Below are 26,593 nucleotides of genomic sequence, written 5' to 3'. Positions count from 1 at the left end.
TCTGCCGTCGGCCGCAGTTGCTTTAGCCTCTTCGCTACGCTCAGAGGCTAAAGCAACTGCATCTGTAGTGTCCAACGAAACACCACTAGAATGTAACATACAAGGGTGTTGCTGAAAGAATTCGTTGACTGAACTCTCCCGCTGACGAGAGAGTGTTGCTGCAAGAACCGTGGCGACGCCAAAATGGCTGCTGGGGCCCGTGCTAACGGCCGGTCTGTTTCCATCTGATCGCGATTAAACCGGCGGCTTATTTCTCATCTGCCTCGGTGGCGTTGGCGGCCTCTTCGGCCTCCGCCAGAGCCTTGGCTTCCTTCAACTTTTTCTTACGCTCCGCGCGAGCCTCTTCCAGCCCCTTGGGATTGATGACCAATGTCTCGGCGGTTGGCTTTTGCAATTGATCTGCGGGCGTGGGATTTGGATCATCGGTTGGCTGAGGGACAGGGACCATGATCATTCGGATTGGAGTGTATCGCTCTGGGATCTGCTTGGACATGGGTTCAAACTGCAACAGATCCGTCTCCGCACTACTGGCCATGCTAATGTCCAGCATCGCGCTGGCAAAGTTTGAGACACAAATCATATCACCTGAATCAGCTAGGTAGCGTTCCTTGCCGGAATCTGGATCTTTCCAAAAGCCACTGCCGGCAAAAACCCACTCGGCGTCCAGTGCTTTTTGAGTCTTGGAATCCAGGACCCACTGCCTCGCATCCACGACTTGGAATGCGCCATCCTGATCGTACCAGCAGACCCAAATGCGGATGACTTGACCCGTTGGCGATTCAAACTGAGGTCGAAACTTAGCCGGTGTTCCAGGATTCGCGTCCGCAGCCAAGAGGGCCGCGTGCACATAACTGGGACGGGCCAGGACAGCAACCAACGATTCATGTTCCTTGGTGCCAACCGGGCAGGCAAACATCTCCAACGCACCTTCACGCAGTGCGACATAGCCGTCGACATAGACGCGGTGCTTGCCGGGGTCGACCCAAAGCCGACTGGTGCGTGACAAAGGCTTGGCACCAGCAGGCGGCATGAACGCTTTGGCAGCAATCTCATCGGGCGTCGGATCTTCGCTTTCCCAAGCGTAAATGATCTTGTTTGGTTGCCCGATACTGTTATCGCTTTCCTCTAACTTGCCATTGTCGGTGGTGTCCTCTGGTTGGGGCATCGACAATCCAGGCTTATCGGGTTCGTCTGCCTCAGGCGTCTCTGGCTTGTTTAGATCGGCCATGGTGGAATTGGTCTCGTTAGGATCCGATAAGGTGATCGGGCTGTCCTTGTCCTCAGCTGCTGGCATGTCAGCCGCAGTGTCAGTCGCCGCAGTGTCAGTCGCCGCAGTGTCATCGGGGGGCAGATCACTTGGCACGTCCGTTTCGGTCGCCGCTTCATCGCTGTCCGTCGCCGGATCGGCTGGGCTGGTGTCGCTTGCTGCATCCGTGTCGCTTGCTGCATCAGGCGCTGTGTCTGCCGCTGTGGTTTCCTTCCCCGGCGTCGACTCTGGCTTTTCAGCTGGCTGATTACAGGCAACGAGCGGCACCAGCAAGAACGCAACCAGCAAGGGCCAACCGCTGAACCGAGCGTGTGACATTCTGGTGGGCGACTTCGTGATGCGCGTCAAGTGATTCAATTCGACCTTGCTCATGGCCATGCATTCCCAATCCAGAGGTGATGTTCCAACACAATTCGCTGCCAAACAGCGTTGCGAGCTTGCATTGTCTAATAAATTGAAGTTCCTGTACACGACAATCCTGCTGTCATCGCAAGGGTTTTGGCTCATTTCCGGTCCTGTTTTCGCGACACTCAAGCGGTCGAAATCCACTGACGTTGAGGGAAACCAAACGACCCAGGGAACTTGGCAAAGCTATTCTTTTTCGGCATGATGCGTTAACCTTGCCAGCAGATGCTTGCGTGATGAACCCACCCCCTGTACTCAACCCACTGCCTGCCCGACTGAACTGATGAGCACCACTCGATGAGCACACCCTGGGAAAAGCTGATTCAACAAATTCAGATTGAGGTGCAATCAACGGGAGCTCGGCAAATTTTCGGCTCGGCGACTCAGGGTGCGGCAGCCTACCACTGGGGCACTTCGCTAGCCACCGCAGCATCGAATGCGTCGCTTGCGATGCCAGAGACAAGCCAGGCCCTCCCCAGTGATGCAGCCTTGAGCGGCCCTGAATTCGCAGTCTTAGCAAAACTAGCCTGTGACCAGACGCTTGACGAAGCGGAACGGCCGATTGATTTGGCGGCTCAGTTGCTCGAGTCTTTCCGACAAGCCGAATGGTCGAACTCGCCTCGATCGTCATGGCAACCACTGATCATGCACGTCGTCTTGGCCGGTGCGCTGGCTCAGCTAACCGACACCGAACAGGGACACTGGTGGGACTTGCTTGGCCTCTGCCATGAATGCGTCGAACAAACCCATGACCGCACTGACCACCCAGTGGATCGGCTGATTGGCGTCGGCGAGTTAGGGCTGACCTTGTCATGGCGACTCTCAGCCAGCCCCAGTTGCCAACGCCTACGTGCTGTAAGCATCGCAGTGATCACAGAGGCCTGTGATCACTGGGACCAACTGGTCACAGAAACAATTGCGCAGCCACATGAACTGCGATTGGTGCTGGCCTCGCTGTTGCGATGCCGCATGATTGCACAGGCACTCAACCTGACTGTCCAAAACCAACGGTTTGCCGATTGCCTCACTCCCGCACTGATTGAATTGTCAACCTGGGCAGCTGCATTAACGGGACAGGATGGCCGGCAAGCCTTCTACACCGGCGACAAGCTGACCGAAGATTCAGGCGCCAACGGACTGTTGATTCAGGCTGCTAATCTGGAACCGGAATCTCTGCTGCCGGCAATGCGTGCCTCATGCGGGCAAAGCAAGACCGGGGGAAAACTCGCCTGGCAGGTCAGTTTGCCGGAGTCAATGCTGCATGACGAGCACGCCAAGATCGCCTGCATGCTGCCTGAGTGGGATGTCCGTCGCGGCCGCTGCATTGTGCGTTATCGGGAACCGCAAACGCAGTGGGAATTGTCAGCAGGCAAGCGAGCGGTCTTTACTGGCGCCATTGAAACTCAGGTGATCATCGACGGCCAGCCGATGCAACTGGACCAGGACTGGGAAGCGACTTGCGAGTACAGCGATGACGACGTGCACTACCTCGAGATCGAGCAACCTCTGGGTGCAGACCACTTGCTGCAGCGGCAGTTTTGCCTGATTCGGGAAGAACAAGCCATCTATTTTGCCGATGCAATCGTGCATGCCGATCCGTCGCCAGCTGGTACATGTGATGCAGAGCGAAGCAAGATCGAGTACCAAACGCGGATCCCGCTGGCTCCTGAGATGTCCTGTCGATTCGATCCCGACACGACAGATGGACTGATCGGGACTTGGTCCGCAGCACCAACTCAGAAGGATGCCACCTTTCGCCCTCGCGCCTTGCTGTTGCCACTGTTTGCCGATGAGTGGCGACAGAGCTTTTCCAATGCTCCGGTCACCGGCACGATCCAACAGACCGAAGACGAGCACTTGCTGATTCAGTCAACCGGCCAAGGACAATTGTACACACCACTGTGGATCGACATGCGGCGAAAACGGTTTACCAAAGCGCGAACGTGGCGGCAACTGGATGTCTGCTACCAACTGGCGAGCGTTGGACCTGATCAAGCTGCAGGATTCCGAGTACAAATTGGTAAACAGCACTGGATCATGTATCGATCAATGGGCGAGGCTGTGCCGCGAACGTTTTTTGGTAAACAGATGATCGCGGACTTCTACCTGGCTCGCTTCAATCCGCGCGAGCGTTCCTATGAAGATCTAGTGACCGTTGATGACAGCTGACATTCTCCTTTACGGCCTGTTCTAAAATGACTTCGCAATCTCAGTCGCTTCAGCAGATCACTGATAATTGGCAACACGTTTCAGCAAACGTGAAGGCGGCCGCAAAAGCTGCTGGCCGTGACCCAGAATCCGTCACCCTTGTTGGCGTGACCAAGTATGTGGATGCCAGCTTAGCGGGTGACCTAGTGACTGCTGGATGCCATGACCTGGGTGAAAACCGGCCCCAGATGCTCTGGTCCAAAGCAGAAAGCCTTGCCGAATTGGGGCCAATCACCTGGCACATGATCGGCCACGTGCAAACCAACAAACTGCGCCGCATGCTGCGTTATCGCCCGTTGATTCACTCGGTGGATAGCCCGCGTCTGCTAGAAGCGATTGAACAAGAGTCCGAACATCAACAGTGCACGACCGATGTTCTGCTGGAAGTCAACATCAGTGGCGATGCCGCCAAAACGGGCTTGGCTCCCGAGACCGTCAAGGAACTGCTGAAGCAATCGCAGAGCCAATCGGTTCGCGTGATGGGACTGATGGCGATGTCAGGCCTGGGCAGCGACCAAAACGCCGCGTTGCAACAGTTTCAACAGGTCGCCCAGTTACGCGACGACCTGCAGCAGTCCACCGGGATTGAACTTCCCGAGCTATCGATGGGAATGAGTGGCGATTACGAGCAAGCGATTCAAGCCGGCGCAACGTTGGTGCGAATCGGATCGGCATTGTTTGCAGGATTGCTGGACCGCTAGCAATGTGCAAAAGCGGCATCCTGCAGTGGCTTGCAACAGCTGCCCGAGACTTGCGTTAGACAACACCGCGCTGTTCAGACGACCACACGTGTTCTACTTGCCGCCTGCAACTGGCTTGCCATTCCAACTCACTATCCCTTGGCAAACGCTCGTTTCAGTTCATCCAGCCCCGTTAAACCGCGAGCCACGGCCAAGACAGCTTCGGTCTGCACGTTGTGAAACCCTTCCGCTTTGGCGATGGCGGCCAGCTGTGCCAAGTTCTGTGTCTTGGTGATCGCATCACGGAGTTGCGGCCCGGGGAGCAGCAGCTCAAAGATTCCGACACGTCCCAGATAGCCTCTACCATGACAAATGTGACAGGGAGCGATCGGTGCGGGACGACCGTTCTCGTCCACTTGCTGCTCAATGGGTGGCGGCACAAAGGGCTGATACAGCATCGCCACGCGGCCTTGTGGAATGCCCAACTGATGCAACAACTGAGGCGTGGGCTGAAAGCCCATTTTGCAGTTATCGCAAAGCCGCCGCACCAAACGCTGGCCGAGCACGCAACTGATATTCTGAGCAATCTCCTGGCGCTGCTCGGGATAGGTTGCAATCAGTCGCACCAATCCTTCGATGGCGCTACTGGCAGCGGTTCGAGTGACAACCATCTTGTCGTCTTTGTCCAGCATGCTTAACGCCAGATCCATCGCATCAGCTGGAACCGGCTCGGGAAAGACAAACACATCAGGTTCTTTTAGAATCGATTTTCGCAACGATTCCCTGGCGTCGATCCCAGTATCACCTCCGAACAAGTTCGGATTGATGTTAATGATTTCTGGCTCTGGGTTGGCCTGATCTTCAAAGGACTGGAAGTCGCGCATCAACCGGTCTGCCGCGTTCATGCAAACGTTCCAGGTCGTCGTCAAACCTTCGCTCTTAGGCGCGGTGATCAGAATCACCTTGCCTTCATCATTCAATTGCTGCTTGAAGGAAGCGACCATTTTTTCCCGCATGCCGATGTCTTCCAACTTCTCGAACGGGACTTTCAGCGGATCCAGCCGAAGCAAGGCTCGCTCGCCGGTCGGCACACCCTGGGACTGCAGAATCAAATCGTATTTTTCCTTGCCCAACTTCACGCCCAATTTGCCCGTCTGTGCACTACGTCGATCGGCAGGATTCAACAGACAAAGCATTTTCAACGCATACAACATCGCGTCGCCAGTCTCGCGATCATAGGGCGGAATCTGCTCCCACTGGCCATCGACCATGTAACGAATGCTGCAGCCAGCGGCGGTGAAATCCATCAGCACCTGAGTGGCTCGAAACTGCAACGCATGTCCCAACTGCCCAGCGGCGATGAAATAGCCAGCCCCCTGACGAGCGCTCACCAAAAGCGCCTGCGATTGACTGGAATCACTGGCCTTAGGACTGAATTCGACCGGTGCAACGGTTTGCCAAAGTTGTTGTGGTTCGTCTGCTTGCTTGGCCATTTTGGAAATCTAAAAAACGGTATGGAACGATGCTGCAGGCACCGATCATTTAACGGGAAGTCCCGGCGACCAGTCGCTGACCGGCAAGGTCAGCTGTTGAACGAAGTCGCTGGACAATTTTGGAAGAAACAGCTCGCCTCAAACCGGCGGGCCAGAAAACAAAACAACCTAAAGAATCCCAGGAGCCTTCACATCGATCCCCTTGAGGGCCATCTTCAGAGCGTCCTTGTTCGGAGCGACGGCGAACGCGGTGGGACGATCAATCAATTCATCATCGATCAACCCCTTAAGGCTCATCGTAAAATCTTGCATGCCGTCTTCAGCACCAATTCGAATCGCATCGGGCAGCTTTTCGTCCGAGCCTTCCAGGACCAACTTTCGAATCGTTGGATTAAAGGTCATCACTTCACAAGTCGGCACACGCGAGACACCGGGCTTGATGCTACGCAACAGTTTTTGAGCCACGATGCCCTTCATGTTGAATGCAATCGCACTGCGGATCGCTCCGTGCATTTCTTCAGGGAACAAGTCCAAGATTCGTCCGATCGTGGTCGAAGCACTGGAGGCGTGAATGGTGCCAAACACCAAGTGCCCCGTTTCCGCTGCGTGGATCGCAGTCATGAAGGTCTCTTCGTCACGCAGCTCGCCAACTAGAATGATATCGGGATCTTCCCGAACAGCATGCTTCATCCCGATGTTAAAGTCCTTAACATCCTGTCCCATTTCACGTTGATTGATCAAGCACTTATCTTCAGTGAAGATAAATTCGATCGGATCTTCCAGCGTCAAAATGTGCTTTCGATAGATCGAGTTGATGTAGTTCAACATCGACCCAATGGTTGTACTTTTTCCTGACCCCGTCACACCCGCCAGCAGGACCATGCCTTGGTCATAGTGACACAATTTTTCAATCGAGTCAGGCAGGAAGAGGCCACGGAAGTCAGGAATGAAGTTATTGATCCGACGAGCGACCAGCCCGATGCTACCGAGGGCGGTCAACATGTTGATTCGGAACCGCCAATTCACACCGTCGACTTGGCATAGATAGGCGAAGTCAGCACCGCCTTCCTCTTCGAAGATTCGCAGGTTTCGCTCGTCCATCATGGGCAGCAGCAGATCTACCATCTCCTCGGCGTCGATGGGAGGTCGGTTCAAGGCCTTTAGCTCGCCACCCACTCGCACCATCGGCGGCTGACCGACCTTGAGGTGCAAGTCACTGCCTTCGAGCTTGACCAAGGCTCGGAAAATCTTATCCACCTCCAATTCCTGACGTTTTTTCAACAGGCTGCGTCGCAATCGATCAGCAATCGATTGCGCGGTGGTGGAGCGTGGTGTGGAGGCAGCAGCTGGCTTTGCGTTGGAATGAGCCATGGTGTTTTCTTAAATGAACGTGGTCGCCGTCAGGCCGAGATGATTGGAACGAGACAGTCGGTGAGAACGAATCGTCGCAGAAGCGACCTGAAAAGTGAAGTCAGAAGAGCGAATCTTGAAATGACAAGATTTTAGGATCAGGCAAGGTCTCTGCCGAGTCAATCACCTGCTCCATTGGCGAATATTGTAGATCAACACCGTCATCTCTCAACGGACTCTTGCCCCCCGAACTCAATGCTTTGACAAAGATTGCCGCCCATTGGCCTGAAAAACCGATCGTTTTGGCGGCAAAATGCCTCCGTCTGAAACCAGCACGCCAACCAGACGGCGTCGATCACGTCATTAGGCGTCAAGCGGCTTTCGAGGGGACCGTTGTGTTGACCAGGGTGGCATCCCCAAATCGGCAGGTGCTGGTGGGGGAACTGGCTGGCTGTGTGGCGGACTGGGGGCTTTTCTGGCCGGCCTAGCAGTGAGGACTGGCTGAGGTTTTCAGCAAGACGCCCCACGCTCGGCCGTCCCTATTGACTCATTCGGCACAGCTTCACGAGTGACTGAGCTGAGCCTTGGAATTCGCTGAGCGACGTTGATTTTCGGTCTACTCTGTTGCAGATGTCGGCGTTTGGACACACAATATCGGCTTTGATACTCCCTCCCCTCGATCATTTTCTTTGGAGACCTCCATGGCGCGTCCCGTCACGTTATTTACCGGGCAGTGGGCAGATTTACCCTTCACCGAGATGGTGGCCAAAACCAAGAGTTTTGGCTATGACGGCATCGAACTGGCGTGCTGGGGCGACCACTTCGAAGTTGACAAAGCCATCGCCGAAGCGGACTACTGCGACAACAAACGTCAAGCGTTGGATGACGCGGGGCTGCAATGCCACGCCATCAGTGCTCACTTGGCTGGGCAAGCTGTTTTGGACAACATCGACGAACGCCATCAAGCCATCCTGCCCGATTATGTGTGGGGCGATGGTGATCCAGCGGGCGTCAATCAGCGTGCGATCGAGGAACTGAAACAAACCGCTCGCGCGGCTCAGAAGTTTGGCGTCGAAGTTGTCAACGGATTCACTGGCAGCAGCATTTGGCATTTGCTGTATTCCTTTCCACCGGTTCCACCGTCGATGATTGACGCTGGATTTGACTTGTTCGCTGAGCGATTCAATCCGATCATGGACGTGTATGGCGAATGTGGCGTGCGGTTTGCTTTGGAAGTTCACCCGACTGAGATCGCGTTTGACATCTACACCGCTGAGCGTGCTTTGGAAGCATTGGACAACCGTCCCGAATTTGGATTTAACTTCGACCCCAGCCACTTGATCTGGCAGGGCATTGATCCGGTGAAGTTCATCCGTCGCTTCCCCGACCGCATTTACCACGTGCACATCAAGGATGCGATCGTGACTCTCGATGGTGCCACCGGCATCAACTGCAGCCACCTGAACTTTGGCGACGCTCGTCGTGGTTGGGACTTCCGCAGTCCCGGACGTGGTGGCGTGAACTTTGAAGAGATCATTCGAGCACTGAACGAGATCGACTACCAAGGTCCTCTCTCGATCGAATGGGAAGACAGTGGCATGGAACGCGAGTACGGCGCTGCCGAAGCGTGCGAGTTCACCAAGAAGCTGGACTTTTCGCCCAGCAACCGTGCCTTTGATGCCGCGTTCGACGAAGCGAACGACTGATTTTTGAACTTATTTGCTCCCTCGCCTTACTTCATTAGAGCCCTATGATTTCCATCACTGTCAATGGTCGCGATGTCAACATCGAACACCCGATGTCGGTGCGTGAACTGCTAGAGACGGTGGAAGTGCCACCGAACTACCTGGCCGTCGAGGTCAATGCGGAAGTGGTGGCTCGCGAAGCGTATGGCGAGCAAATGGTCAACGAAGGTGACGACGTCGAGGTCGTCACCTTGGTCGGTGGTGGTTGACGCTTGGAGCTGCCGCCGCTTTAGTTGCCGTGACTTGAAGCGGCAGAGCTGGATGACAGCTGTTCGATCTTCAGCATTGTGACTACAACAAAGCAGCTCCATCCAGACATCACCACAACATCTTGCAGCGACAACCATGACGCAATCTGAGGCACCTCTCGTCGTTGGCGGGCATACGCTAGCCAGTCGTTTGATCGTCGGCACTGGTCGCTATGACACGATGCAGCAAATGCGTGACTCGCTGGACGCCAGTGGAGCCGATTGTGTGACAGTGGCTGTTCGTCGTGAGCGTTTGTACGAGCGTGGCGGCCAGAACATCCTGGACTTTATCGACCTGGATCGCTACACCCTGCTGCCCAACACCGCGGGTTGCTACACCGCGGCCGATGCGATCCGGGCCGCCAAACTGGGGCGTGAAATCTTGCGAACCCTTGGCAACCCTGGTGCCGATTGGGTGAAGCTGGAAGTGCTTGGCGACAGCAAAACGTTGCTGCCCGATCCCACTGAAACCGTCACTGCTTGCCGGGCCTTGGCCGACGATGGCTTTCAAGTGCTGTGCTATACCAGTGACTGTCCCGTGACCGCACAGCGACTGAAAGCTGCTGGAGCTGCCAGCGTGATGCCAGCTGGAAGCCCCATTGGTAGCGGCCAAGGATTGCTGAACCCCAACAACCTGCAAATCATTCTGGAATACCTGAAAAACGATGATCCAGATTATCCAGTGATCATTGATGCCGGCGTTGGCACGGCTAGCGATGTGGCGCAGGCGTTCGAACTTGGTGGCGATGCCGTCTTGCTAAACACCGCGATCGCGCACGCGCGTGATCCAATTCAAATGGCACGTGCAATGAAACACGCAGCAATAGCGGGACGCGATGCCTATCTTGCCGGTCGCATTCCGAAGCGACTTTACGGGACCGCCTCTAGCCCCAGCGAAGGTGTGATCAGCACGCGCCCCTATGGAAGCGAAGCCTAAACACTGCGTGGTTGCAGTGGCAGACGCGACCGGGACGAAGCAGCTTGGACGTGACTTATGCGCGCGAGGGTGATCGCTTTTCAGCCATCGTCTTGGTCCTCGTCTTCCTTCGACTTCCCCAAAGGCTCAAAGTGAACGACGCTTTGAATGCCACGGGCGAGCCGACCAAGAAGCGTGAAGTAGACGAAAAAGACGGCCACGATGAGGCAGCCAAAAACCGCCATTCCGAACGAGGTGCCGCTAAGGTAAACCAACAATCCGATGGTCACCAACAGCATGAAAGCTGAAAGCAGATAGAACGTGCCCCAGTCCTCGCCGCGATGATTGATGGACTTGATCACCGTTGGTGACACGATGCCAGTCATGCTTTGAGCGTCAAGCATCGACAGCAGAACGATGGGAAACATAGAAAACATTGCCGCTAAGCTGAGCCCTAAGACCAGCGTGTTGCTGAATCCAAACAGGAATGCCAGCAGTCCAATCGGCGCCACGGTGACAGCCATCGCGCTCAACACCGCCCCCATCGTATCGAACCACTCGGATGGATCCATGGTCGGCCATTCATCAATCTGATCGTGCCCATTGGCGGTGGCCATCATAATGGCAAAGGATGCGACCAGGACGATCACCAAAATGACGAAAATGATTGGCAACGTGAACACCGTGATCAGCCAATGAATGGAGGTGGCGAGAAACGTGAACGCTCCCATCATCGCCCCCAGAAGGATCAAGTGTGCGATGACGCCTGGGTCTTTCATCCGTATGCCGATGGAGTGCATCCAGCCACCTTCAGGGTCTTCGTCAGCGGAGAGACTGACGAACTTGGTGCTTTCCGGCTTGGCGGCCTCCTCGAGGAGTTGGTCAGCATTCTTGACCCAGGGGTCATTCTCCGCGCCCCGACTGATCTGCGACTCAGGTGCCAGCGCGAACGATTCAAGTTCACTCGGCGAGGTTTCCTTTGCTTGCTTGATCGGCGGGGGCTTGGGGATTGTCAGGTCGCTGTGACAGTCACTGCAGCGCAGTTTGTCCCCTTCATTGGCGCGTTTGGCGGTGATTCGAGAATCACAAACGGGGCAAGAAAAAGTGAAATGCACTTCAGCCTGCGGACTGATCGCGGTCGGCGGTTCAGCGGAAGTCGATGGCAGCGAAGGAGAGGCGAAAGCTTCATCAAGCAATGGATCAGCTACCGGGGAGTTGACGGGTGTTGATCGCGGCGAAGCCACCTTGGGCGAGTCAGGCAAGGCTTGCAGTTGAATGTCATCAAGGTCAAATGGGTCCGCGCCAGTCTCTTCAGCAGTTGCCGAAGCCCAATCGCCAGACCCCTGAGCGGGGGACTCGACAGGCATAATGGGATCGATGGGCGGCAGATCGGCGAAGAGATTTGGTTCGCCGGGATTAGCGCCGAAAAGCAGAGGGGTGGGGGTATTTACGGCGGCCGCTGGAGAAGGATCCGTGATTGGCAGTTCGGCGTGTCGATCAGCCAACGCATGCTCACCCTGGGAGACAGACCCCGGCCTGGTGTCAGGATGCGAACCCTGGGGGCCGGTGGCAAGCGGCGCATTCTGGGAGAATTCATTTCCCATGGGGCCAGACCCCTCACCGCTTCCGTCATTTCCCGTGGGGCCAGACCCCTCACCGCTTCCAGATCCGGCGGGGACAGTCCCCGGTTTTGCGTCAGAATGCGAAGGCTGGGAGCCGGTGGCAAGCGACACATTCTGGGAGGAGACATTCCCCGTGGGGCCAGACCCCTCACCGCTTCCAGATCCGGCGGGGACAGTCCTCGGTTTTGCGGTCCCAGACCCCTCATCGCCTGTCCCTGGATCAGATTCGAAAATCAACCAGCCTTCATCATCCCCAGCACCATCCGCCCCAGATCCACCGGGGACAGTCCCCGGTCTTGCGTCAGAATGCGAAGGCTGGGAGTCGGTGGTAAGCGGCGAACTCTGGGAGGAGTCATTCCCCGTGGGGCCAGCCCCCTCATCGCTTCCAGATCCGGCGGGGACAGTCCCCGGTTTTGCGTCAGAATGCGAAAGCTGGGAGCCGGTGGTAAGCGGCGAACTCTGGGAGGAGTCATTCCCCGTGGGGCCAGACCCCTCATCGCTTCCCGACCTCGGTTTTGCGGTCCCAGACCCCTTATCGCCTGTCCCTGGATCAGATTCGAAAATCAACCAGTCTTCATCATCCCCAGCACCATCCGCCCCAGATCCACCGGGGACAGTCCCCGGTTTTGCGTCAGAATGCGAAGGCTGAGAATCGGTGGTAAGCGGCGAACTCTGGGAGAAGGCATTCCCCGTGGGGCCAGACCCCTCATCGCTTCCAAATCCGGCGGGGACAGTCCCCGGCTTTGCGTCAGAATGCGAAGGCTGGGAGTCGGTGGCAAGTGGCGAACTCTGGGAGGAGTCATTCCCCGTGGGGCCAGACCCCTCATCGCTTGACCCCTCATCGCTTCCAAATCCGGCGGGGACAGCCCCCGGTTTTGCGTCAGAATGGGAAGACTGGGAGCCGGTGGTAAGCGGCGAACCCTGGGGGAAGTTACTCCCCGTGGGGCCAGACCCCTGTTGAGATTTCAGCTTCGATTCGGTGGGGATAGCCCCCTTGGAATCCGATGCGGTGGAATCCGACGCGGATGGCGGGATTTGATCCGACCGCGGGCCAATCTCAAGATCGTCCAGAATCAACCAGTCGTCATCATCCCCTGCCGAGCCTGACGGCGGACCGCCTGCACCTAGCCGACTGGGCGCTAAAAAACTTTGCTGACACTTGGGGCACTGAACACGCGCCCCCGCCTGAGACACCGACACGCTCACTCGAACGAAACACTTCGGACAGGAAACAACTTGTGACATGCAATCGCCGTAAGGATGCTAATGAACGCTGCCGGATGAACAGACAAGGAATCAACGCGGTACGAAAAGTTCGGACTGGCCGAAAAACGAACGAGGCACCGTGTCGGTCACCGCTTCCCATTATGGCAGACTCTGGCGACATCGCTAGCAATCCATCTCTTAATCGGCCGGCAACCGCAGCGCCGCAAAGAAGTTCAGCTGCGGCAATCGATGCCAATCGACAACCCAAGTCACTAGACTGGCCAATCAACCCAAGGACCTCGCGGCCCTGACGACACCGCAACGTTCGTCGAACTTGCATGGAGGCAGATTAGCCATGCCAAATCAGGCAAGAAATGCCTAAGAAATGCTCGGAATTGGCCCGAAAACTAACAGAATTGACGCCTCAGCGTCAACCGAAATCCACTGCCCTGCCCGCTCGACAATTTGGAGCGGGAACGCTTTCCCCGTCGGCAGCCTATCGCTTCAGAATGAGCTGACGCACTGCTCGGAACGCTGACTTCTGTTTCTTACGCACTTCGATTCGATCTCCAGGCCGCAAACCGTAATCGGTGGTTGGAACGACTTTCCCATTGGAAAAGTCGACAGCCATCCGAACACCCTCAATGGCCCCGGGTGCCTTACGGAACAGGGCGACGTCCAGCATGCCCAAACGATTTTGAACACCCGTTTCCCGCAACAATTCGCTGACGAAGACGCTGCGTCCATCATCTGGCAGGGGCAACAAACGAAATGGAACCTCATCACCGTGAATCTGCAGCACGATGGAGTTCTGTGCCTCCGCCTGCTGAATCTTGGCATATGACTCCATCGACATCGATTCGCTGGTTGCCATTGACGGTGTCAACATGGCTCCATCGACATGCCGAAATGGCGACGTTTGAGCAGCTGTCTTGGGAAAAAGAATGTCATCGCTTGGCAAGATGTCTTGCATCGCAGGCAGCGTTAAATCGCCACTCGCTCCGGGCGTTTTCTCGACCAAGGACTGACAACCGGTGGACAAACAGAACAATCCGACCAGCAAGCCAGTCGCTGCCTGAGCGTGCAGGCGAAAACCACAAGCCGCGCGGGCAGCTGAATGTGGTGAAAAACTAAGCCAAGTCCATTTGGGTGTCCGAAACATCTCTTTTTCGCTCGGTGGGGAGGTACCGGAGGCTCGCTGATTCCGATTAGGAGCCCTAGGAAACCTTTTCGGGAGTCGGGTCAACAAACTTAAACCGATTCGCCAGATTTCCTAAAGAAAGATCTCATCGAGAATGCCCACAATTAGTTCTTCCGTGTTCGCCCCTTGGTTTGTATAGTCTTGGACCCTTCGCGCCGCGTTTTTGGCCCCGCCCTCGAAAAACACCCCAAACGGTGGTAAGCGAGCCAGAAACAAGAGCGTTCAATGAGCGAAGGCTAGAATCGAACAATATTACATCCAAGAATCAACTGATGTAGGAGCCCCGCAATTGTGCAGGCGGGGATGGTGCGATGGCACGTCAATGTGAAGTATGTCAAAAGAAGGTCCAAATGGGCAACCGCGTTGAAACTCGTGGTAAAGCCAAGTATTTGGGCGGCGTTGGTACCAAAATCACTGGTATCAGTCGTCGCAAGTTCGTGCCAAACCTGCAAAAGGTTCACGTCACCACTCCGGAAGGCGAAAACAAAACCATGCGAGTTTGCGTTCAGTGCATCCGCAGCGGAGCCATTCGCAAGACGGTCAAGATCAAGCCATTTGACGTTTCCGGCGCCAAATAAGTGACGGCCAGCGTCGTAAAGACGCCGGCTTGCTATCCCATCAGGCCATCGCGGAATTGATGGCGAAAAGGAATCCACTATGGCTCTGTCCACCGATGATGTGAAGAAACTCGCGCTGCTAGCGCGATTGGACATCTCGGATCTGCCGGTTGATCACCTGGCAGGCCAACTGGAAAGCATCCTGGACTTCGTACACCAGCTTTCTGAACTGGACACCGAAGACGTGGAGCCGATGACCACTGCGCTGGATGTCGACAACCGCTGGCGTCGTGACGAGGTCCTTCCAAGCCTTGATCGCCAAGACGTGCTGGCCAACGCACCCGCTGCGGACGACGAGTGCTTTCGCGTCCCTCCTGTTTTGGGCTAACCTGCTTTCCTGGGCTAACCTGCTTTCCTGGGCCAACCTGCTTTCCTGGGCTAACCTGCTTTCCTGGGCTAACCTGCTTTCGCGGGGCAGGCCTCATCGGTTGTTCGACCGATGAATCGCACCACCGCCCACAGGGCCACGCTGCCCAGCAACAAGAGCAACCAAGGTGAGACACCAAAGGCTGCTGGCACGGTCCCAAGCACAATACTAATCGCAGCCACCGTCAGTGCGTACGGTGCTTGAGTTCGCACATGCGCCACGTGATCGCAACCACTGGCGCGACTGCTAAGCACGGTGGTGTCGCTGATCGGCGAGCAATGATCACCAAAGATCGCTCCGGCCAAAACACTGCCCGCAGTCGCAACACAGATTGCACCGCTGGGATCTAATCCGGCACCTGCGACTTGCTGCATCTGAATTGCCAAACTCACCGAAAGCGGCGTCAAGATCGCCATGGTGCCCCAACTGGTTCCCGTCGAAAACGCCACCAAACCGGCGACCACGAAAACCACGCTCGGCAATAAAGTCGCATTGAGACTTTCATTCAAAAGAGAGGCCAAGTACCCGCCAGTATTCAAGAACTCTTTCTCGGTTAAATGGGACAGCGACCAAGCCAGCCACAAAATCGCCATTGCTGGCAGCATCTGGGCGGCACCACGCAAGGAACCAAATAACAACCGTTTCGCCGGACAACTCCACGCGGAAAGATGAGCCCCCAACGCGACCAACCAACCAGCACCACCACCAATCACTAACGCCAAGTAGGAATCGCATTCACCCAGCAATGCTCCGATGTAACGCAGCATTGACACCTCTTCTGACTGTGGTCCGACCTGTTGATAGCCCGTGTAAACCATGACCCCAATCACCGTCAGAATGCAAACGATCACGGGAATCAGTGTCGGCACCCAGGCCACCCCGGTTCCTTGATGAGCAATCAGTTGCTGAGGCCGCTCGGTCTGCACCACTTCGGCATAGATTTCGCCCAGCCCACGGCGCAACTCTGACGTCGACTGCGAATCGTCTGCTGAAGCCGTTGTCGATTTAAACTCCTGCTTGCCCCCATCTTGATCAGCTGGTTCATCCTGATCTGCACGACCACCAACGGCTTTTTCTTCCTCTGCTTTCATGGGCCCGTAATCGCGACCAGTGAGCGCAATTAAAAAGACCATGACCAAGGCCAGCCACGGATAGAAGCGATAGGGAATTGACTCCAAAAACAGCTGAAAACCAGCCGAAGCACCCTCCACGCCGGCATCTTTCAGCCCATCCTCCATGTACATGATTTCGGTCACAGCCCACGTGCTGATCAAGCTGAGCCCAGCAACTGGTGCCGCCGTCGAATCGACCAAGTAGGCTAACTTGCTGCGAGAAACCTTAAAGCGGTCAGTGGTTGAGCGCATCGTCCCGCCGACCAACAAGGTATTGGCATAATCATCAAAGAAGATCGCCAATCCTGATAATGCGACAAGCGACTGGGCCCCTCGGCGGCCCTTGATGCGTTTAGCCACCCCAGCGATAAACGACGCCATCGCTCCACCGATCTCAAGCACGCCAACCATCGCCCCGAGCAACAAACTAAACTGCAGCACACGCAGGTGACTTCCATCAGTGATCGTCCACTTGATGGTTTCGTAGAACGTGATCAGCGCCTGATACCACGGCTCGCCCTCTTTGACGACCAACAGACATCCCAAGGCAACTCCAGCGGTCAACGGCAAGAGCACTCGCCGCGTCGCCACTGCCAAAACGATCGCCAAAAGCGGCGGCAACAAAGACGTAAAAGTTGGTTCCATCTGCACAGCTCAGGACGAGGCAACGCGAAAAGCACCCTCAAGATGCTTCGGACACTGCGAACGTAGCGTTATCGCTGCACTGCGTCAACAAAGGGCGCTCGTGGAGAGCGAGAAAGACTGGCATCATCAACCGTGACACCCGCTTCATGCCTGCCTTCATGATTAAGAAAGGGATGATCGTCCATCGTCCCTAACAGAGCATGCAGCACAAACTCGACCCGCCCGTCTTCGTACAGGACATTGATGCCGCGATCACCATGCGGCAACAACAAGTGCGCCGACCCATTGGCTGGCAGCGTCGAAGTCAACGGCGCATCAGCTAGAATCGCAAAGTGCTGGCGGCCTTCAAATTTCGGTGCCGAATAGCCGGACGAGTTCATCACGCCAAGCGAATAAGCGAAGTCACCGCCGGAAACTCGCTGAACCCACTTCAGTTGATCAACAGTCAGTGACCGCAACTGATCGACAGTCGGCAAATCAAACGTGTCAAACGGAACCGACAGATCGGCAGCGGTCAAATCGGCGGGCACTGCTGGAACAGACTCGGCTCCAACAGCACCGTGTGATGACGGCAACGACGATTTCGGATAAGAAGCGAATTGCTGCGAGCTATCGGTCGACGGGCAATAGACTGACAAATCCGCTGGAATCAAACCACGATCTTCCAAACGCAATCGATAAACACCTGCGAAGGCTTCCGGTCCAGAATCCGCCACCGCGGGAAACTGACTTTTGGGATCACTGGACGCAAAAAGGGTCAGTGCACTGCCCAACTCTCGCAACTGATCTGCACACTGCATTCGCCGCGCTTCAAATCGACCCGCAGCTATCGCTGGCAACAACAACGCTAACAGCACCGCTAACAGCACCGCGACTGAAACCAGACCCACCACACAATCGTAGAGGTTCCAACGCTTCTGCCGAAAATCGTTCCCTCGAGATGCCACCGCATCAGCCATACGCGATGCAGGTGTGACGGAACCGGACTGAGTTTCCAGAATGGGATCTAACGCATCCAATGGATTGCCGGACAGATCATTCAATTCCGGATCTGGAGGCGCTCCGCTGGGCAATGCGTCCAAGGTGCGATCCAAAAGATCCGGTGGCGGTGGCTCAACCGCTTCGAACCCTTCGTCCAACGGTTCAAGCTGCTTCCGCAAGACCTCTAACTGACGCTGACCCTCAGGATTGTCCTTCAGCCACTGCGAAACTCGCTGCATTTCGTCCGGCTCGAGAGCGCCGAGCAAATATCCAAGCAAATCTTCGTACATGACAACTAAACAAAGCACCTAACTAGAGTGGACGAGCAACCGTCAACCGGTCAGAAAATCCGGCCGCCGAACGTTACAAAACACGCCACGAGTCGTCTCAAATGCATCTAAAAACGTCAGCAATTGCGATGTTTCAGGTGCCACTGATCCATTGTACGAAAAACCCTCCCCAAAGGTTCATCTTCCTGACCAGGATGCCATTCTTCACATTCCACGGCGCCCCCCCTGGTTCTGGTGGATGCCACCAACCATCAATAGCCTTACCGAGCCCATTGAGTTATGGTGTGACCATCACGATGGGGAAACGATTCCCGGCGACCTATCGCCCCCTGAGAATCGCTCCAATCTCACCTGCCCGTTTGCTCACCTGCCCGTTTGCTCACCTGAGCCCCCAAAACTCCCACCGCCCTGACCGAGTCAGGGCCGCAGTGGCCCCGGGGCGACGCTTGCAACCCCTTCCGCGCTCAATCCAATGCGACGCAGATTCCACAACCGACCGCCGACCCGCCCCGTTACTTTGGCAATCATTGAGGTGGCACTTCTTGCCAGCCTGGTCTTCACAGCCCACTCTTTGAAAGCAGCCGAACCGGTGTCTTATAACAAAGACGTTCGCGCGATCCTTTCCGACAACTGCTTTGCCTGCCATGGACCCGACCAAGAAACGCGCGAAGCAGACCTTCGGCTTGACCTGCCATCCAACGGCAGCCCAACAAACGCTGGTTCCATGGACAGACAAGTGGGACAGGACGTCATTGAGCGCATCTTCACGACGGATCCTGACCTACGCATGCCGCCGGCATCCGCCAATAAACCGCTAAGCAAGCGCGACCAACAGACGCTTCAGCGCTGGATCCAGCACGGTGGCAAGTATCAACGCCATTGGGCGTTTGAACCGATCAACAAGCCCCAGCCGCCCGCTGTCAGTCAAGAAAAATGGTGCCAGACGCCAATCGATCACTTCATCCTGAACAAACTACAGCAGCGAGGCCTCTCACCTGCTGAGCGCGCCGACCGAATCACATTGATTCGCCGCTTGTCCCTAGACTTGATTGGGTTACTGCCCACGCCGGACCAAGTCGATGCATTCGCAGCGGATGATTCTCCCAAGGCCTATGATCAGCTTATCGATTCCCTGTTAGCGAGCGATCATTACGGGGAACGCTGGGGAAGACACTGGCTGGACCAAGCTCGATACGCCGATTCCAACGGCTACACGTTTGATAACCCGCGCACGATGTGGCCTTATCGTGATTGGGTGATCAACGCCATCAATCAAGACATGCCGTTTGATCAATTCACGGTCGAGCAACTTGCCGGTGACTTACTGCCCGATGCCACGATCGAGCAACAGATCGCGACCGGATTTCATCGCAACACATTGATCAATGAAGAGGGCGGCACCGACGCAGAGCAATTCCGTGTTGAATCAGTGATCGACCGCACCAACACGACTGGCGAGGTTTGGCTGGGCCTAACAGTGGGCTGCGCGCAGTGCCACAACCATAAGTTTGATCCCATTAGCCAACAGGATTACTACGGCTTGTATGCCTTCTTCAATAGCACAGAGGATCGCAACAACCGAGGACCTGAAGTCACTGCGTCCAACCCCGGACAACAACGGATCAGTGAAATTGATCGCGAACTGGCGAGACTTGCACAAGAAGCCAAACTGGCAAAGCAGACTGCGGGAAAGGAAAACGAAACGCTAAAGTGGTCCGTGATCGATCCGATCCGGCAAAAGGCTGATTCGGGCGCGGACTTTAAACGGCTCGACGACCAGTCGCTGTTAGTCAGCGGTGCCAATGCAGTCGAAGAGTCCTACCATGTGACCTACCAGATTCCGGCAAGCAAAATCGCCGCGTTGCGTTTGGAAACGCTGGAACACGATTCGTTGCCCAGCAACGGCCCAGGACGCGCGGGCAACGGCAACTTTGTCCTTGCTGACGTTGTCCTGCGTGCCGCCGACGGTACTGAAATCCCCTTGAACAGCTTTGCTGTCGCCGAGCATTCCCAGTCTGGCCATCACATCTCACGAGCCGTCGACAACGATCCACACACCGGCTGGGCGATTAACGGCTCCCAAGGCAACATCGCCCGCTGGGCACACTTTACGTTGGAAACGCCCTACCAAGCTGAAAAAGCTACCGAACTCTCGTTGACCCTTCGCTTTTGGCAAGGCTCATCGCCATACAACTTGGGACGCTTTCGATTGCTGACTGCAGCCACCGTTCCCGCCAATGCCAACCTGACGAATCACAAGATTGAAGCGTTGAAGCAAGAAAAAAAGTCACTGGAGAGCAAACGCGTTCGAGCGATGGTGATGGGAGAACTTGCCAAGCCACGCCCCACACATCTGCTGATTCGCGGTGACTTCCTGCGTCCCGGAGACCCGGTCGCCCCCACATTGCCGCAGCATCTACTGTCATCAACAGCGCAAGAATCCAAGAATCGCCTGGACTTGGCAAAGTGGATCGTTGACCCCAACAATCCCTTGACTGCCCGCGTGTTCGTCAACCGAGTTTGGCAACAGTACTTCGGCAAAGGTCTGGTCGAAACCGTCGAGGACTTCGGCTCACAGGGCACCGCACCGACACACCCAGAACTGCTGGACTGGTTGGCCGCAGAGTTCATCGAAAGCGGCTGGTCGATGAAATCGCTGCACCGCATGATTGTTCGCTCCGCTGTTTATCAACAAGCTTCCAGCGACCGCCATGAAGTCAACGAAGTTGATCCGTTGAACCACTTGCTAGGCAGACAAAACCGTTTGCGGGTCGATGCCGAGATTGTTCGCGACCTGTCGCTTAGCGCCGCAGGGCGACTAACCCGAACCATTGGCGGTCCATCAGTGCATCCACCTCAGCCTGCGGGAGTGTATGCGTTTACCCAAAAGAAAAAGAGCTGGCCGACCAGCACCGGCCCGGATCGCTATCGGCGCACGATGTACACGTTTTTCTATCGTAGCTCTCCGCACCCACTGTTGTCGGTTTTTGACACGCCACGTTTTAATGTCACCTGCACGCGACGAAGTCGTTCCAACACGCCACTGCAATCGCTGATGGTCGCCAACGATCCAGGGTTGTATGAAATGCACGAGGCCTTGGCAGATCGCGTCATCAAAGAGAAAACCGACACCACAGCGAGAATCAAGCACGCCTTTCGATTGTGCCTATGCCGCCACCCCAGCGACGACGAAGTCGACTTCCTGACACACTTTCTGAACGAGCAAGAGGCTCAATTCAAGGCGGCGTCGGAAAGTGATTCGGAGCGTATGGCCTGGATTGCCCTGAGCCGCGTGCTAATGAACTTGGACGAATTCATCACTCGTGAATAGACGACTCTGCAACACATTGCTTGACCAACACGCTTTACTGCACCGCAAATGTTCTTCAGACAGCAGGCGAATGCCATGACTCCCGATGACTCTCTGACCCGACTCGCCACTCGGCGCCAGCTGTTTCAAAACTGCGGTGTCGGATTGGGCTCCATTGCACTTGGACATCTATTGCAGCAAGAGTCCGCCACGGCAGCAGAAAGCCAAGGCGAACTGCAAGTGCTGCACCACCCAGCAAAAGCCAAGAATGTGATCTTCTTGTTTCAAGCCGGTGGCCCCAGTCAGCTGGAAATGTTTTCGCATAAGCCCAAGCTGACGGAACTGAGCGGTAAAGCAACGCCCAGTGAATTCATTGAAGGCAAACGATTTTCGTTCTTGGGAAAAGACGCCAAACTTTTGGGCAGCAACCGCAAGTTCACGCCTGCTGGTGACTACGGCATGGCTCTTAGCGATCTATTGCCCCACCATCGTCGGATCGTTGACAAAGTCTGCTTCATCCGCAGCATGAACACCGACGTGTTTAATCATGGGCCAGCGAAGATCTTTATGAACTCCGGTTCGCCGCAACCGGGACGGCCCAGCATGGGATCATGGGTGACGTATGGAATCGGCAGCGAGTGCAAAGATTTACCCGGCTTTGTGGTCCTACAATCCGGCCCCCGCGGTCCACGCGCCGGAGCCGCGTTGTGGTCCAGTGGCTTTCTGCCATCGCGTCATCAAGGTGTGCCGTTTCGCAGCACTGGCGACCCCATCGTCAACCTCGCCAGCCCTCAGGCCTTTACCGGACAAAAGGGACGCGACTTTTACGATGCCGTTGCAGCGATGAATCAAAAACGTTTTGAGGCGACCGGCGACCAAGAAATCCAAACGCGCATTGCAGCCTATGAAATGGCGTTTCGGATGCAATCGAGCGCCCCAGAGTTGATGAACATCTCTGATGAAACTCAATCCACACTCGACCACTATGGTGCCGAAGTGGGCAAAGCCTCGTATGCCAATAATTGCTTGTTGGCGCGGCGAATGGTTGAACGCGGCGTACGTTTCATTCAGCTCTACCACACCGACTGGGACCATCACGGTGGACCGGGCCAAACGCTTGGCAAAGACCTTGAGCTTCGCTGCCAGCAAACAGACCAAGCCTCTGCAGCCTTGATCGAAGACCTCCACCAGCGTGGCCTGCTTGATGAAACCCTGGTCATCTGGAGCGGCGAGTTTGGTCGCACACCGATGGGCGAAACACGCAACAACAAGATCGGTGGCCGAGACCATTTCATCGATGCTTACACGTGCTGGGTTGCCGGTGGCGGCATTCAACCCGGCATTGCATATGGCCAGACGGACGAACTGGGACTATCAGTCGTCGAAAACCCCGTGCATGTCCGTGATCTACATGCCACCCTCTTGCATCAACTAGGCATCGACCACCATCGCTTTAGCGTTAAATTCCAAGGGCTCGACATGCGACTGACCGGCGTCAAAGAAGCTCACGTGATCAAAGAGATCTTGGCCTAAACTCAAGTCAATACGGGGTTAGCCCATCAGCAACCCACACGCCTGGCCAGCAGATGAACCAAGCGTCCCCTTATTCATCACATGCACGGGAGACTCACTCACGGGACACCCTGTCGACAGGGCAATAAAAAAACGCGGCGGGATGCCACGTTTTAAGGTTTCGTCATGATCGGCCATCTGCCGCAGTGGCCCGAGCTGAAGCTAAACTTCTTCGCCCTTGTGAGTCTGATCCCACATCACGCCCAAGCGCTGAATGGCTGCGTGCAAACGACTCTTGACGGTGCCAACGGGAATGCCAAGCACGTCAGCCGCTTCGCGATACTTGAGCCCTTGGTAATAAACCAACTGGATCACTTGCTGCATTGGATCGGCCAACGTACTGATGGCTTCTTTCATCCAGGCGCCGTTCTCTTCGATGGCAGCTGCCGCCAGAGGATCTTGATCACCACCGACCAACTTTTCAGCCCAGCTTGCATCACGCTGATCATTGTCAGCCGGGGTGCGGTCTAAACTGACCATCCGATGTCGTTTGTTGCGACGTTGAACGTCGATCGCTTGGTTGGTTGCGATCGCATAAAGCCAAGGACGAAAACGCCTTGAGCTGTCAAATTGCTTACACTTCAAATGCACCTGCAGGAAAGTGCCTTGAAACGCATCTTCGGCAATTTCAGAATTGCCAATGTAACGACGCAAGTAACTATAAATCTCGCGTTGATAACGCTGCATCAACTGCTTGAAAATCGCTCGATCACCAGTCTGGCAATAGCTTGCCAGCAGTGATTCATCACTGATTTCAATCGCTTCAGCAGCAAGAGAGCTTTGAACGGCAGTCATAATTTCGGAATGATGAAGAGAACGAACGGCTGTGGCCGCAGAAAAGTCACAAAGGCGATCGGAATCCCGATCCATCCAGATAAAGGGGGATAATAAAACACTATCTGGCAGTGGAAACCCGACCAGTATAGTCTTTTATACCGCAAACGCGAACAGCAGGATTCCGAATCGCGTTTGAATCACGGGATCTCGCCGGTAAAACCGGCCAATCCATCAGCCCCAATTCTATCACGCGTGCAATCAGCGCCAAAACCGCGATGATCACCGGCGGGAACGTTCCAGTTCTGAGCGGGCCGTCATTATGAATCTGTGCTGCGGTCGATCAAACGGTAATCTGGCGTTTTTTGATGCCACCAAGGCTGGTTACCGGCAAACAGGCTGCAGAATGCTGTTAAAACTGCGGCATTCACGGGACGAAACCTAGTTGTGTTGATTTGATGAGGAAAATCGGTGAGCGACACAAGCAGCCCTGATCAAGAAAACGGCAGCCCCCCAGGTGCCTCTTACAAATGGTGGGGTCCCGGGGACATCAATGCCTTCTTTGGCCTGATGCTGGATAACTTAACGGGCCTGCTGTTAGTGGTGGTGTTGCTCTCGGGCTTCGGATTCCCGACAGACTTTATCACCTCCAGCATGATTCCTGGAACCGCGATCGGAGTGCTGCTTGGCGACTTGGCGTTTGTCTACTTTGCCTTTCGCTTGGCCAAGACCTCGGGCAACCCAAATGTGACCGCGATGCCACTGGGCTTGGACACGCCCAGCGTGTTTGGAATCACGTTGCTGATCCTGGGGCCGTCCTATTTAGAAGGCATCAACAGCCTGGGATTGGACCAAACGGCAGCGGCCTATCGCACCTGGCACATTGGCATTTGGTGCATGGTTGTCAGTGGAATCTTTAAACTTGCACTGGCTCCGGCAACAGGTTGGTTGCAGCGTGTTGTTCCCCGAGCAGCGTTGCTGGGATCTCTGGCTGCGATCGCGTTGGCACTGATCAGTTTCTTGCCGATGTCGGAAATCTTAAAGCATCCCCTGCCCGGCTTGGTGGCACTCGCGATCGTCCTGGTAACGTTGATTGGCAAGATTCGCTTGCCGTCTAACCTTCCTGGCACGTTGGGTGCGTTAGTTGTCGGTGGCGGGCTGTATTACTTGATGTGTTTCTTGCAGATCAGCCACTATGAGCTTCCAGAGTTCCAAAACGCGTTGCAGTCTGTCCAGTGGCTGCCCACCCAGTGGACAGAAGCCTTGCAAGGAACATGGCTACGCGACTTACCGGCCGCATTAAGCTATCTCCCCATTGCCCTGCCCTTTGCGATTGCCACGGTGGTTGGCGGCATTGACTGTACCGAAAGCGCGGCCGCAGCGGGTGATCGCTATCACACTCCGACCGTGATCGGAGTCGAAGCGATCGCAACGCTGATCGCTGGATTTTGTGGTGGAGTGATTCAGACCACACCATACATCGGGCACCCAGCGTATAAAGCGATGGGCGGTCGATCAGGTTACACCTTTGGCACTGCGGTTGTGATTGGTTCAGCTGGTTTGCTGGGCTACTTTGCACTACTTAATGAATTGATTCCGCTGCCAGCGGTGATGCCAATTTTGGTCTTCATTGGTCTTGAGATCACGTCGCAGAGTTTTGCTGTGACCCCCAAACGTCACTACGCTGCGGTTGCGATTGCATGCTTGCCCGCCCTGGCTGCACTGGTTGTGAACCTTGTTTCTCAGGTCCTCAGTGATCCCGCATTAGCTGACGCCAATATTCACTTGAGTTCACTGACCGCTAGCTTTCAGAGCCGTTACGAACCGATCTCCATCCTGGCAAGTGGGTTCATTTTGACCAGTTTGTTTTGGGCCTGGACACTGGCAGCGGTGATCGACCGAAAACTAGCGACGGCCGGTACGATTTCCCTTCTCTGTGCGGGGCTTACTCTTTTTGGCCTCATTCACAGTCCACTTGCTGGCAATCGCATGTTCCTGCCGTTCGGACCTGAATCCTGGGGCGACTTAGTCTTGCAAAGCGAGTCTCGACGACTGGTGATGGAATATGTCGCGGCCTATGTTTCAGTAGGAGTTCTCTTTCTGCTCTGGAGCCGCCTGCCCACCGCGGCCAATCCACAGCAAGCCACCACATCTGATGAACACGATTCGCAACCTGACAACACTTAATGGCTAAATCCAACAAGCAAGCCGCTGCAACGACCACATCCCCGCTTGCTGAGTGGCGCCGCTATGCGTTGGGCTGTATCGGGCTGATGATGCTAGGCGCGGCATTGACGGTTTACCTGACATCCAGTGGCAGTGGTAGCAACTTTGCCGCCGCTGCGATGACGCGAGTGGGCTCGGTGCTGATCGCATTATGGGTCGCCTGGCCGTCGCTCAAACGACCGGCTCAGTGGTTGCCAGCCGGCGCGGCGATCATTTGCCTGGTGGCACTGATTGTCGTGGCCACTCAACCCAGATTGATCATCCCGGCAATCCCAGCGGTGGTGCTGCTGATCACCGTCAGCGGTTTTGTCAAAGCCTTTCGTGGCGGCAAGTAACCTCCGTACACTCGATGATCCGC

Annotated in this window: 20 protein-coding genes; 11 read left to right on the top strand and 9 right to left on the bottom strand. The window is 55.6% G+C overall.

Features of this window, described 5'->3' with window-relative positions; translation table 11 throughout:
* Positions 1–247 precede the first annotated feature (247 nt).
* Positions 248–1,639, bottom strand: coding sequence for a YdjY domain-containing protein (locus tag SV7mr_RS03450; protein ID WP_145269249.1), 1,392 nt, complete (start codon positions 1,637–1,639; stop codon positions 248–250).
* Between the two features lie 330 nt (positions 1,640–1,969).
* Here SV7mr_RS03450 and SV7mr_RS03445 point away from each other — a divergent pair, with 330 nt between their 5' ends.
* Together SV7mr_RS03445 and SV7mr_RS03440 are read left to right on the top strand one after the other, a co-directional pair.
* Positions 1,970–3,841: a hypothetical protein gene (locus SV7mr_RS03445; protein WP_145269247.1), complete on the top strand. Its 1,872-nt coding sequence runs from the start codon at positions 1,970–1,972 to the stop codon at positions 3,839–3,841.
* A 26-nt stretch (positions 3,842–3,867) separates the two neighbouring features.
* Entirely contained in the window at positions 3,868–4,581 is a 714-nt protein-coding gene (locus SV7mr_RS03440; RefSeq protein WP_145269245.1) for a YggS family pyridoxal phosphate-dependent enzyme, read from the top strand.
* Positions 4,582–4,712: 131 nt separating this feature from the next.
* Here the strand turns inward: SV7mr_RS03440 and SV7mr_RS03435 are convergent, their stop codons facing one another.
* Positions 4,713–6,053 carry an ATPase, T2SS/T4P/T4SS family gene (locus tag SV7mr_RS03435; RefSeq protein ID WP_145269243.1) on the bottom strand — a complete coding sequence of 447 codons (1,341 nt, stop codon included), beginning with the start codon at positions 6,051–6,053 and terminating at the stop codon, positions 4,713–4,715.
* Positions 6,054–6,221: 168 nt separating this feature from the next.
* Positions 6,222–7,424, bottom strand: coding sequence for a type IV pilus twitching motility protein PilT (locus SV7mr_RS03430; RefSeq protein ID WP_145269241.1), 1,203 nt, complete (start codon positions 7,422–7,424; stop codon positions 6,222–6,224).
* 680 nt (positions 7,425–8,104) lie between these two features.
* Between SV7mr_RS03430 and SV7mr_RS03425 the strand changes: the two genes are divergently transcribed.
* From SV7mr_RS03425 to SV7mr_RS03415, 3 genes are all read left to right on the top strand, one after another.
* Entirely contained in the window at positions 8,105–9,109 is a 1,005-nt protein-coding gene (locus tag SV7mr_RS03425; protein WP_145269239.1) for a sugar phosphate isomerase/epimerase family protein, read from the top strand.
* Between the two features lie 44 nt (positions 9,110–9,153).
* Positions 9,154–9,357, top strand: a complete 204-nt coding sequence (thiS, locus tag SV7mr_RS03420) for a sulfur carrier protein ThiS (protein WP_145269237.1) — start codon at positions 9,154–9,156, stop codon at positions 9,355–9,357.
* 136 nt (positions 9,358–9,493) lie between these two features.
* Positions 9,494–10,333, top strand: a complete 840-nt coding sequence (locus tag SV7mr_RS03415; RefSeq protein ID WP_145269235.1) for a thiazole synthase — start codon at positions 9,494–9,496, stop codon at positions 10,331–10,333.
* Between the two features lie 80 nt (positions 10,334–10,413).
* Here SV7mr_RS03415 and SV7mr_RS03410 read toward each other — a convergent pair whose 3' ends face one another.
* From SV7mr_RS03410 to SV7mr_RS03400, 3 genes are all read right to left on the bottom strand, one after another.
* Positions 10,414–11,679, bottom strand: a complete 1,266-nt coding sequence (locus tag SV7mr_RS03410) for a hypothetical protein (RefSeq protein WP_145269233.1) — start codon at positions 11,677–11,679, stop codon at positions 10,414–10,416.
* 488 nt (positions 11,680–12,167) lie between these two features.
* Complete coding sequence (locus SV7mr_RS03405) at positions 12,168–12,407, bottom strand: hypothetical protein (RefSeq protein WP_145269231.1); 240 nt, start codon at positions 12,405–12,407, stop codon at positions 12,168–12,170.
* A gap of 1,229 nt (positions 12,408–13,636) precedes the next feature.
* Positions 13,637–14,302 carry a hypothetical protein gene (locus SV7mr_RS03400; protein WP_145269229.1) on the bottom strand — a complete coding sequence of 222 codons (666 nt, stop codon included), beginning with the start codon at positions 14,300–14,302 and terminating at the stop codon, positions 13,637–13,639.
* A gap of 350 nt (positions 14,303–14,652) precedes the next feature.
* Between SV7mr_RS03400 and rpmB the strand changes: the two genes are divergently transcribed.
* On the top strand, positions 14,653–14,919 hold the full coding sequence (gene rpmB / locus SV7mr_RS03395) for a 50S ribosomal protein L28 (RefSeq protein ID WP_145269227.1): 267 nt from the start codon (positions 14,653–14,655) through the stop codon (positions 14,917–14,919).
* Between the two features lie 79 nt (positions 14,920–14,998).
* Positions 14,999–15,286 carry an Asp-tRNA(Asn)/Glu-tRNA(Gln) amidotransferase subunit GatC gene (gene gatC, locus SV7mr_RS03390; protein WP_145269225.1) on the top strand — a complete coding sequence of 96 codons (288 nt, stop codon included), beginning with the start codon at positions 14,999–15,001 and terminating at the stop codon, positions 15,284–15,286.
* 68 nt (positions 15,287–15,354) lie between these two features.
* Here the strand turns inward: gatC and SV7mr_RS03385 are convergent, their stop codons facing one another.
* The gene (locus SV7mr_RS03385; protein WP_145269223.1) at positions 15,355–17,082 is read right to left on the bottom strand and encodes a Na+/H+ antiporter NhaC family protein; all 1,728 of its coding nucleotides are present in this window, start codon (positions 17,080–17,082) and stop codon (positions 15,355–15,357) included.
* Between the two features lie 68 nt (positions 17,083–17,150).
* Entirely contained in the window at positions 17,151–18,353 is a 1,203-nt protein-coding gene (locus tag SV7mr_RS03380; RefSeq protein WP_145269221.1) for an anti-sigma factor family protein, read from the bottom strand.
* Positions 18,354–18,885: 532 nt separating this feature from the next.
* Between SV7mr_RS03380 and SV7mr_RS03375 the strand changes: the two genes are divergently transcribed.
* Together SV7mr_RS03375 and SV7mr_RS03370 are read left to right on the top strand one after the other, a co-directional pair.
* Positions 18,886–21,684, top strand: a complete 2,799-nt coding sequence (locus SV7mr_RS03375; RefSeq protein ID WP_419188040.1) for a PSD1 and planctomycete cytochrome C domain-containing protein — start codon at positions 18,886–18,888, stop codon at positions 21,682–21,684.
* A gap of 48 nt (positions 21,685–21,732) precedes the next feature.
* A complete protein-coding gene (locus tag SV7mr_RS03370) occupies positions 21,733–23,196 on the top strand; it encodes a DUF1501 domain-containing protein (protein WP_419188038.1) in 1,464 nt (487 codons plus the stop codon).
* 201 nt (positions 23,197–23,397) lie between these two features.
* On the opposite strand, the gene SV7mr_RS03365 is transcribed toward SV7mr_RS03370, so the two are convergent.
* Complete coding sequence (locus SV7mr_RS03365) at positions 23,398–24,030, bottom strand: RNA polymerase sigma factor (RefSeq protein WP_145269217.1); 633 nt, start codon at positions 24,028–24,030, stop codon at positions 23,398–23,400.
* Between the two features lie 450 nt (positions 24,031–24,480).
* On the opposite strand from SV7mr_RS03365, the gene SV7mr_RS03360 reads away from it, so the two are divergent.
* Positions 24,481–26,196 (top strand): permease, encoded by a 1,716-nt coding sequence (locus SV7mr_RS03360; RefSeq protein WP_419188037.1) that lies wholly within the window; start codon positions 24,481–24,483, stop codon positions 26,194–26,196.
* Positions 26,196–26,570 (top strand): hypothetical protein, encoded by a 375-nt coding sequence (locus SV7mr_RS03355; protein ID WP_145269215.1) that lies wholly within the window; start codon positions 26,196–26,198, stop codon positions 26,568–26,570. The genes SV7mr_RS03360 and SV7mr_RS03355 overlap by 1 nt, the downstream gene beginning before the upstream one ends.
* The last annotated feature ends 23 nt before the right edge of the window (positions 26,571–26,593 follow it).

The organism is Stieleria bergensis, assembly GCA_007745635.1.
Lineage (GTDB): Bacteria > Planctomycetota > Planctomycetia > Pirellulales > Pirellulaceae > Stieleria > Stieleria bergensis.
This window is presented reverse-complemented; position numbering and strand designations above follow the sequence as displayed.

Excerpts from the sequence above, each read along its gene's own strand:
- SV7mr_RS03450 (WP_145269249.1), bottom strand. The coding sequence starts at position 1,639 with ATGAGCAAGGTCGAATTGAATCACTTGACGCGCATCACGAAGTCGCCC.
- SV7mr_RS03445 (WP_145269247.1), top strand. The coding sequence starts at position 1,970 with ATGAGCACACCCTGGGAAAAGCTGATTCAACAAATTCAGATTGAGGTG.
- SV7mr_RS03440 (WP_145269245.1), top strand. The coding sequence starts at position 3,868 with ATGACTTCGCAATCTCAGTCGCTTCAGCAGATCACTGATAATTGGCAA.
- SV7mr_RS03435 (WP_145269243.1), bottom strand. The coding sequence starts at position 6,053 with ATGGCCAAGCAAGCAGACGAACCACAACAACTTTGGCAAACCGTTGCA.
- SV7mr_RS03430 (WP_145269241.1), bottom strand. The coding sequence starts at position 7,424 with ATGGCTCATTCCAACGCAAAGCCAGCTGCTGCCTCCACACCACGCTCC.
- SV7mr_RS03425 (WP_145269239.1), top strand. The coding sequence starts at position 8,105 with ATGGCGCGTCCCGTCACGTTATTTACCGGGCAGTGGGCAGATTTACCC.
- thiS (WP_145269237.1), top strand. The coding sequence starts at position 9,154 with ATGATTTCCATCACTGTCAATGGTCGCGATGTCAACATCGAACACCCG.
- SV7mr_RS03415 (WP_145269235.1), top strand. The coding sequence starts at position 9,494 with ATGACGCAATCTGAGGCACCTCTCGTCGTTGGCGGGCATACGCTAGCC.
- SV7mr_RS03410 (WP_145269233.1), bottom strand. The coding sequence starts at position 11,679 with ATGCCTGTCGAGTCCCCCGCTCAGGGGTCTGGCGATTGGGCTTCGGCA.
- SV7mr_RS03405 (WP_145269231.1), bottom strand. The coding sequence starts at position 12,407 with ATGACTCCTCCCAGAGTTCGCCGCTTACCACCGGCTCCCAGCTTTCGC.
- SV7mr_RS03400 (WP_145269229.1), bottom strand. The coding sequence starts at position 14,302 with ATGTTTCGGACACCCAAATGGACTTGGCTTAGTTTTTCACCACATTCA.
- rpmB (WP_145269227.1), top strand. The coding sequence starts at position 14,653 with ATGGCACGTCAATGTGAAGTATGTCAAAAGAAGGTCCAAATGGGCAAC.
- gatC (WP_145269225.1), top strand. The coding sequence starts at position 14,999 with ATGGCTCTGTCCACCGATGATGTGAAGAAACTCGCGCTGCTAGCGCGA.
- SV7mr_RS03385 (WP_145269223.1), bottom strand. The coding sequence starts at position 17,082 with ATGGAACCAACTTTTACGTCTTTGTTGCCGCCGCTTTTGGCGATCGTT.
- SV7mr_RS03380 (WP_145269221.1), bottom strand. The coding sequence starts at position 18,353 with ATGTACGAAGATTTGCTTGGATATTTGCTCGGCGCTCTCGAGCCGGAC.
- SV7mr_RS03370 (WP_419188038.1), top strand. The coding sequence starts at position 21,733 with ATGTTCTTCAGACAGCAGGCGAATGCCATGACTCCCGATGACTCTCTG.
- SV7mr_RS03365 (WP_145269217.1), bottom strand. The coding sequence starts at position 24,030 with ATGACTGCCGTTCAAAGCTCTCTTGCTGCTGAAGCGATTGAAATCAGT.
- SV7mr_RS03355 (WP_145269215.1), top strand. The coding sequence starts at position 26,196 with ATGGCTAAATCCAACAAGCAAGCCGCTGCAACGACCACATCCCCGCTT.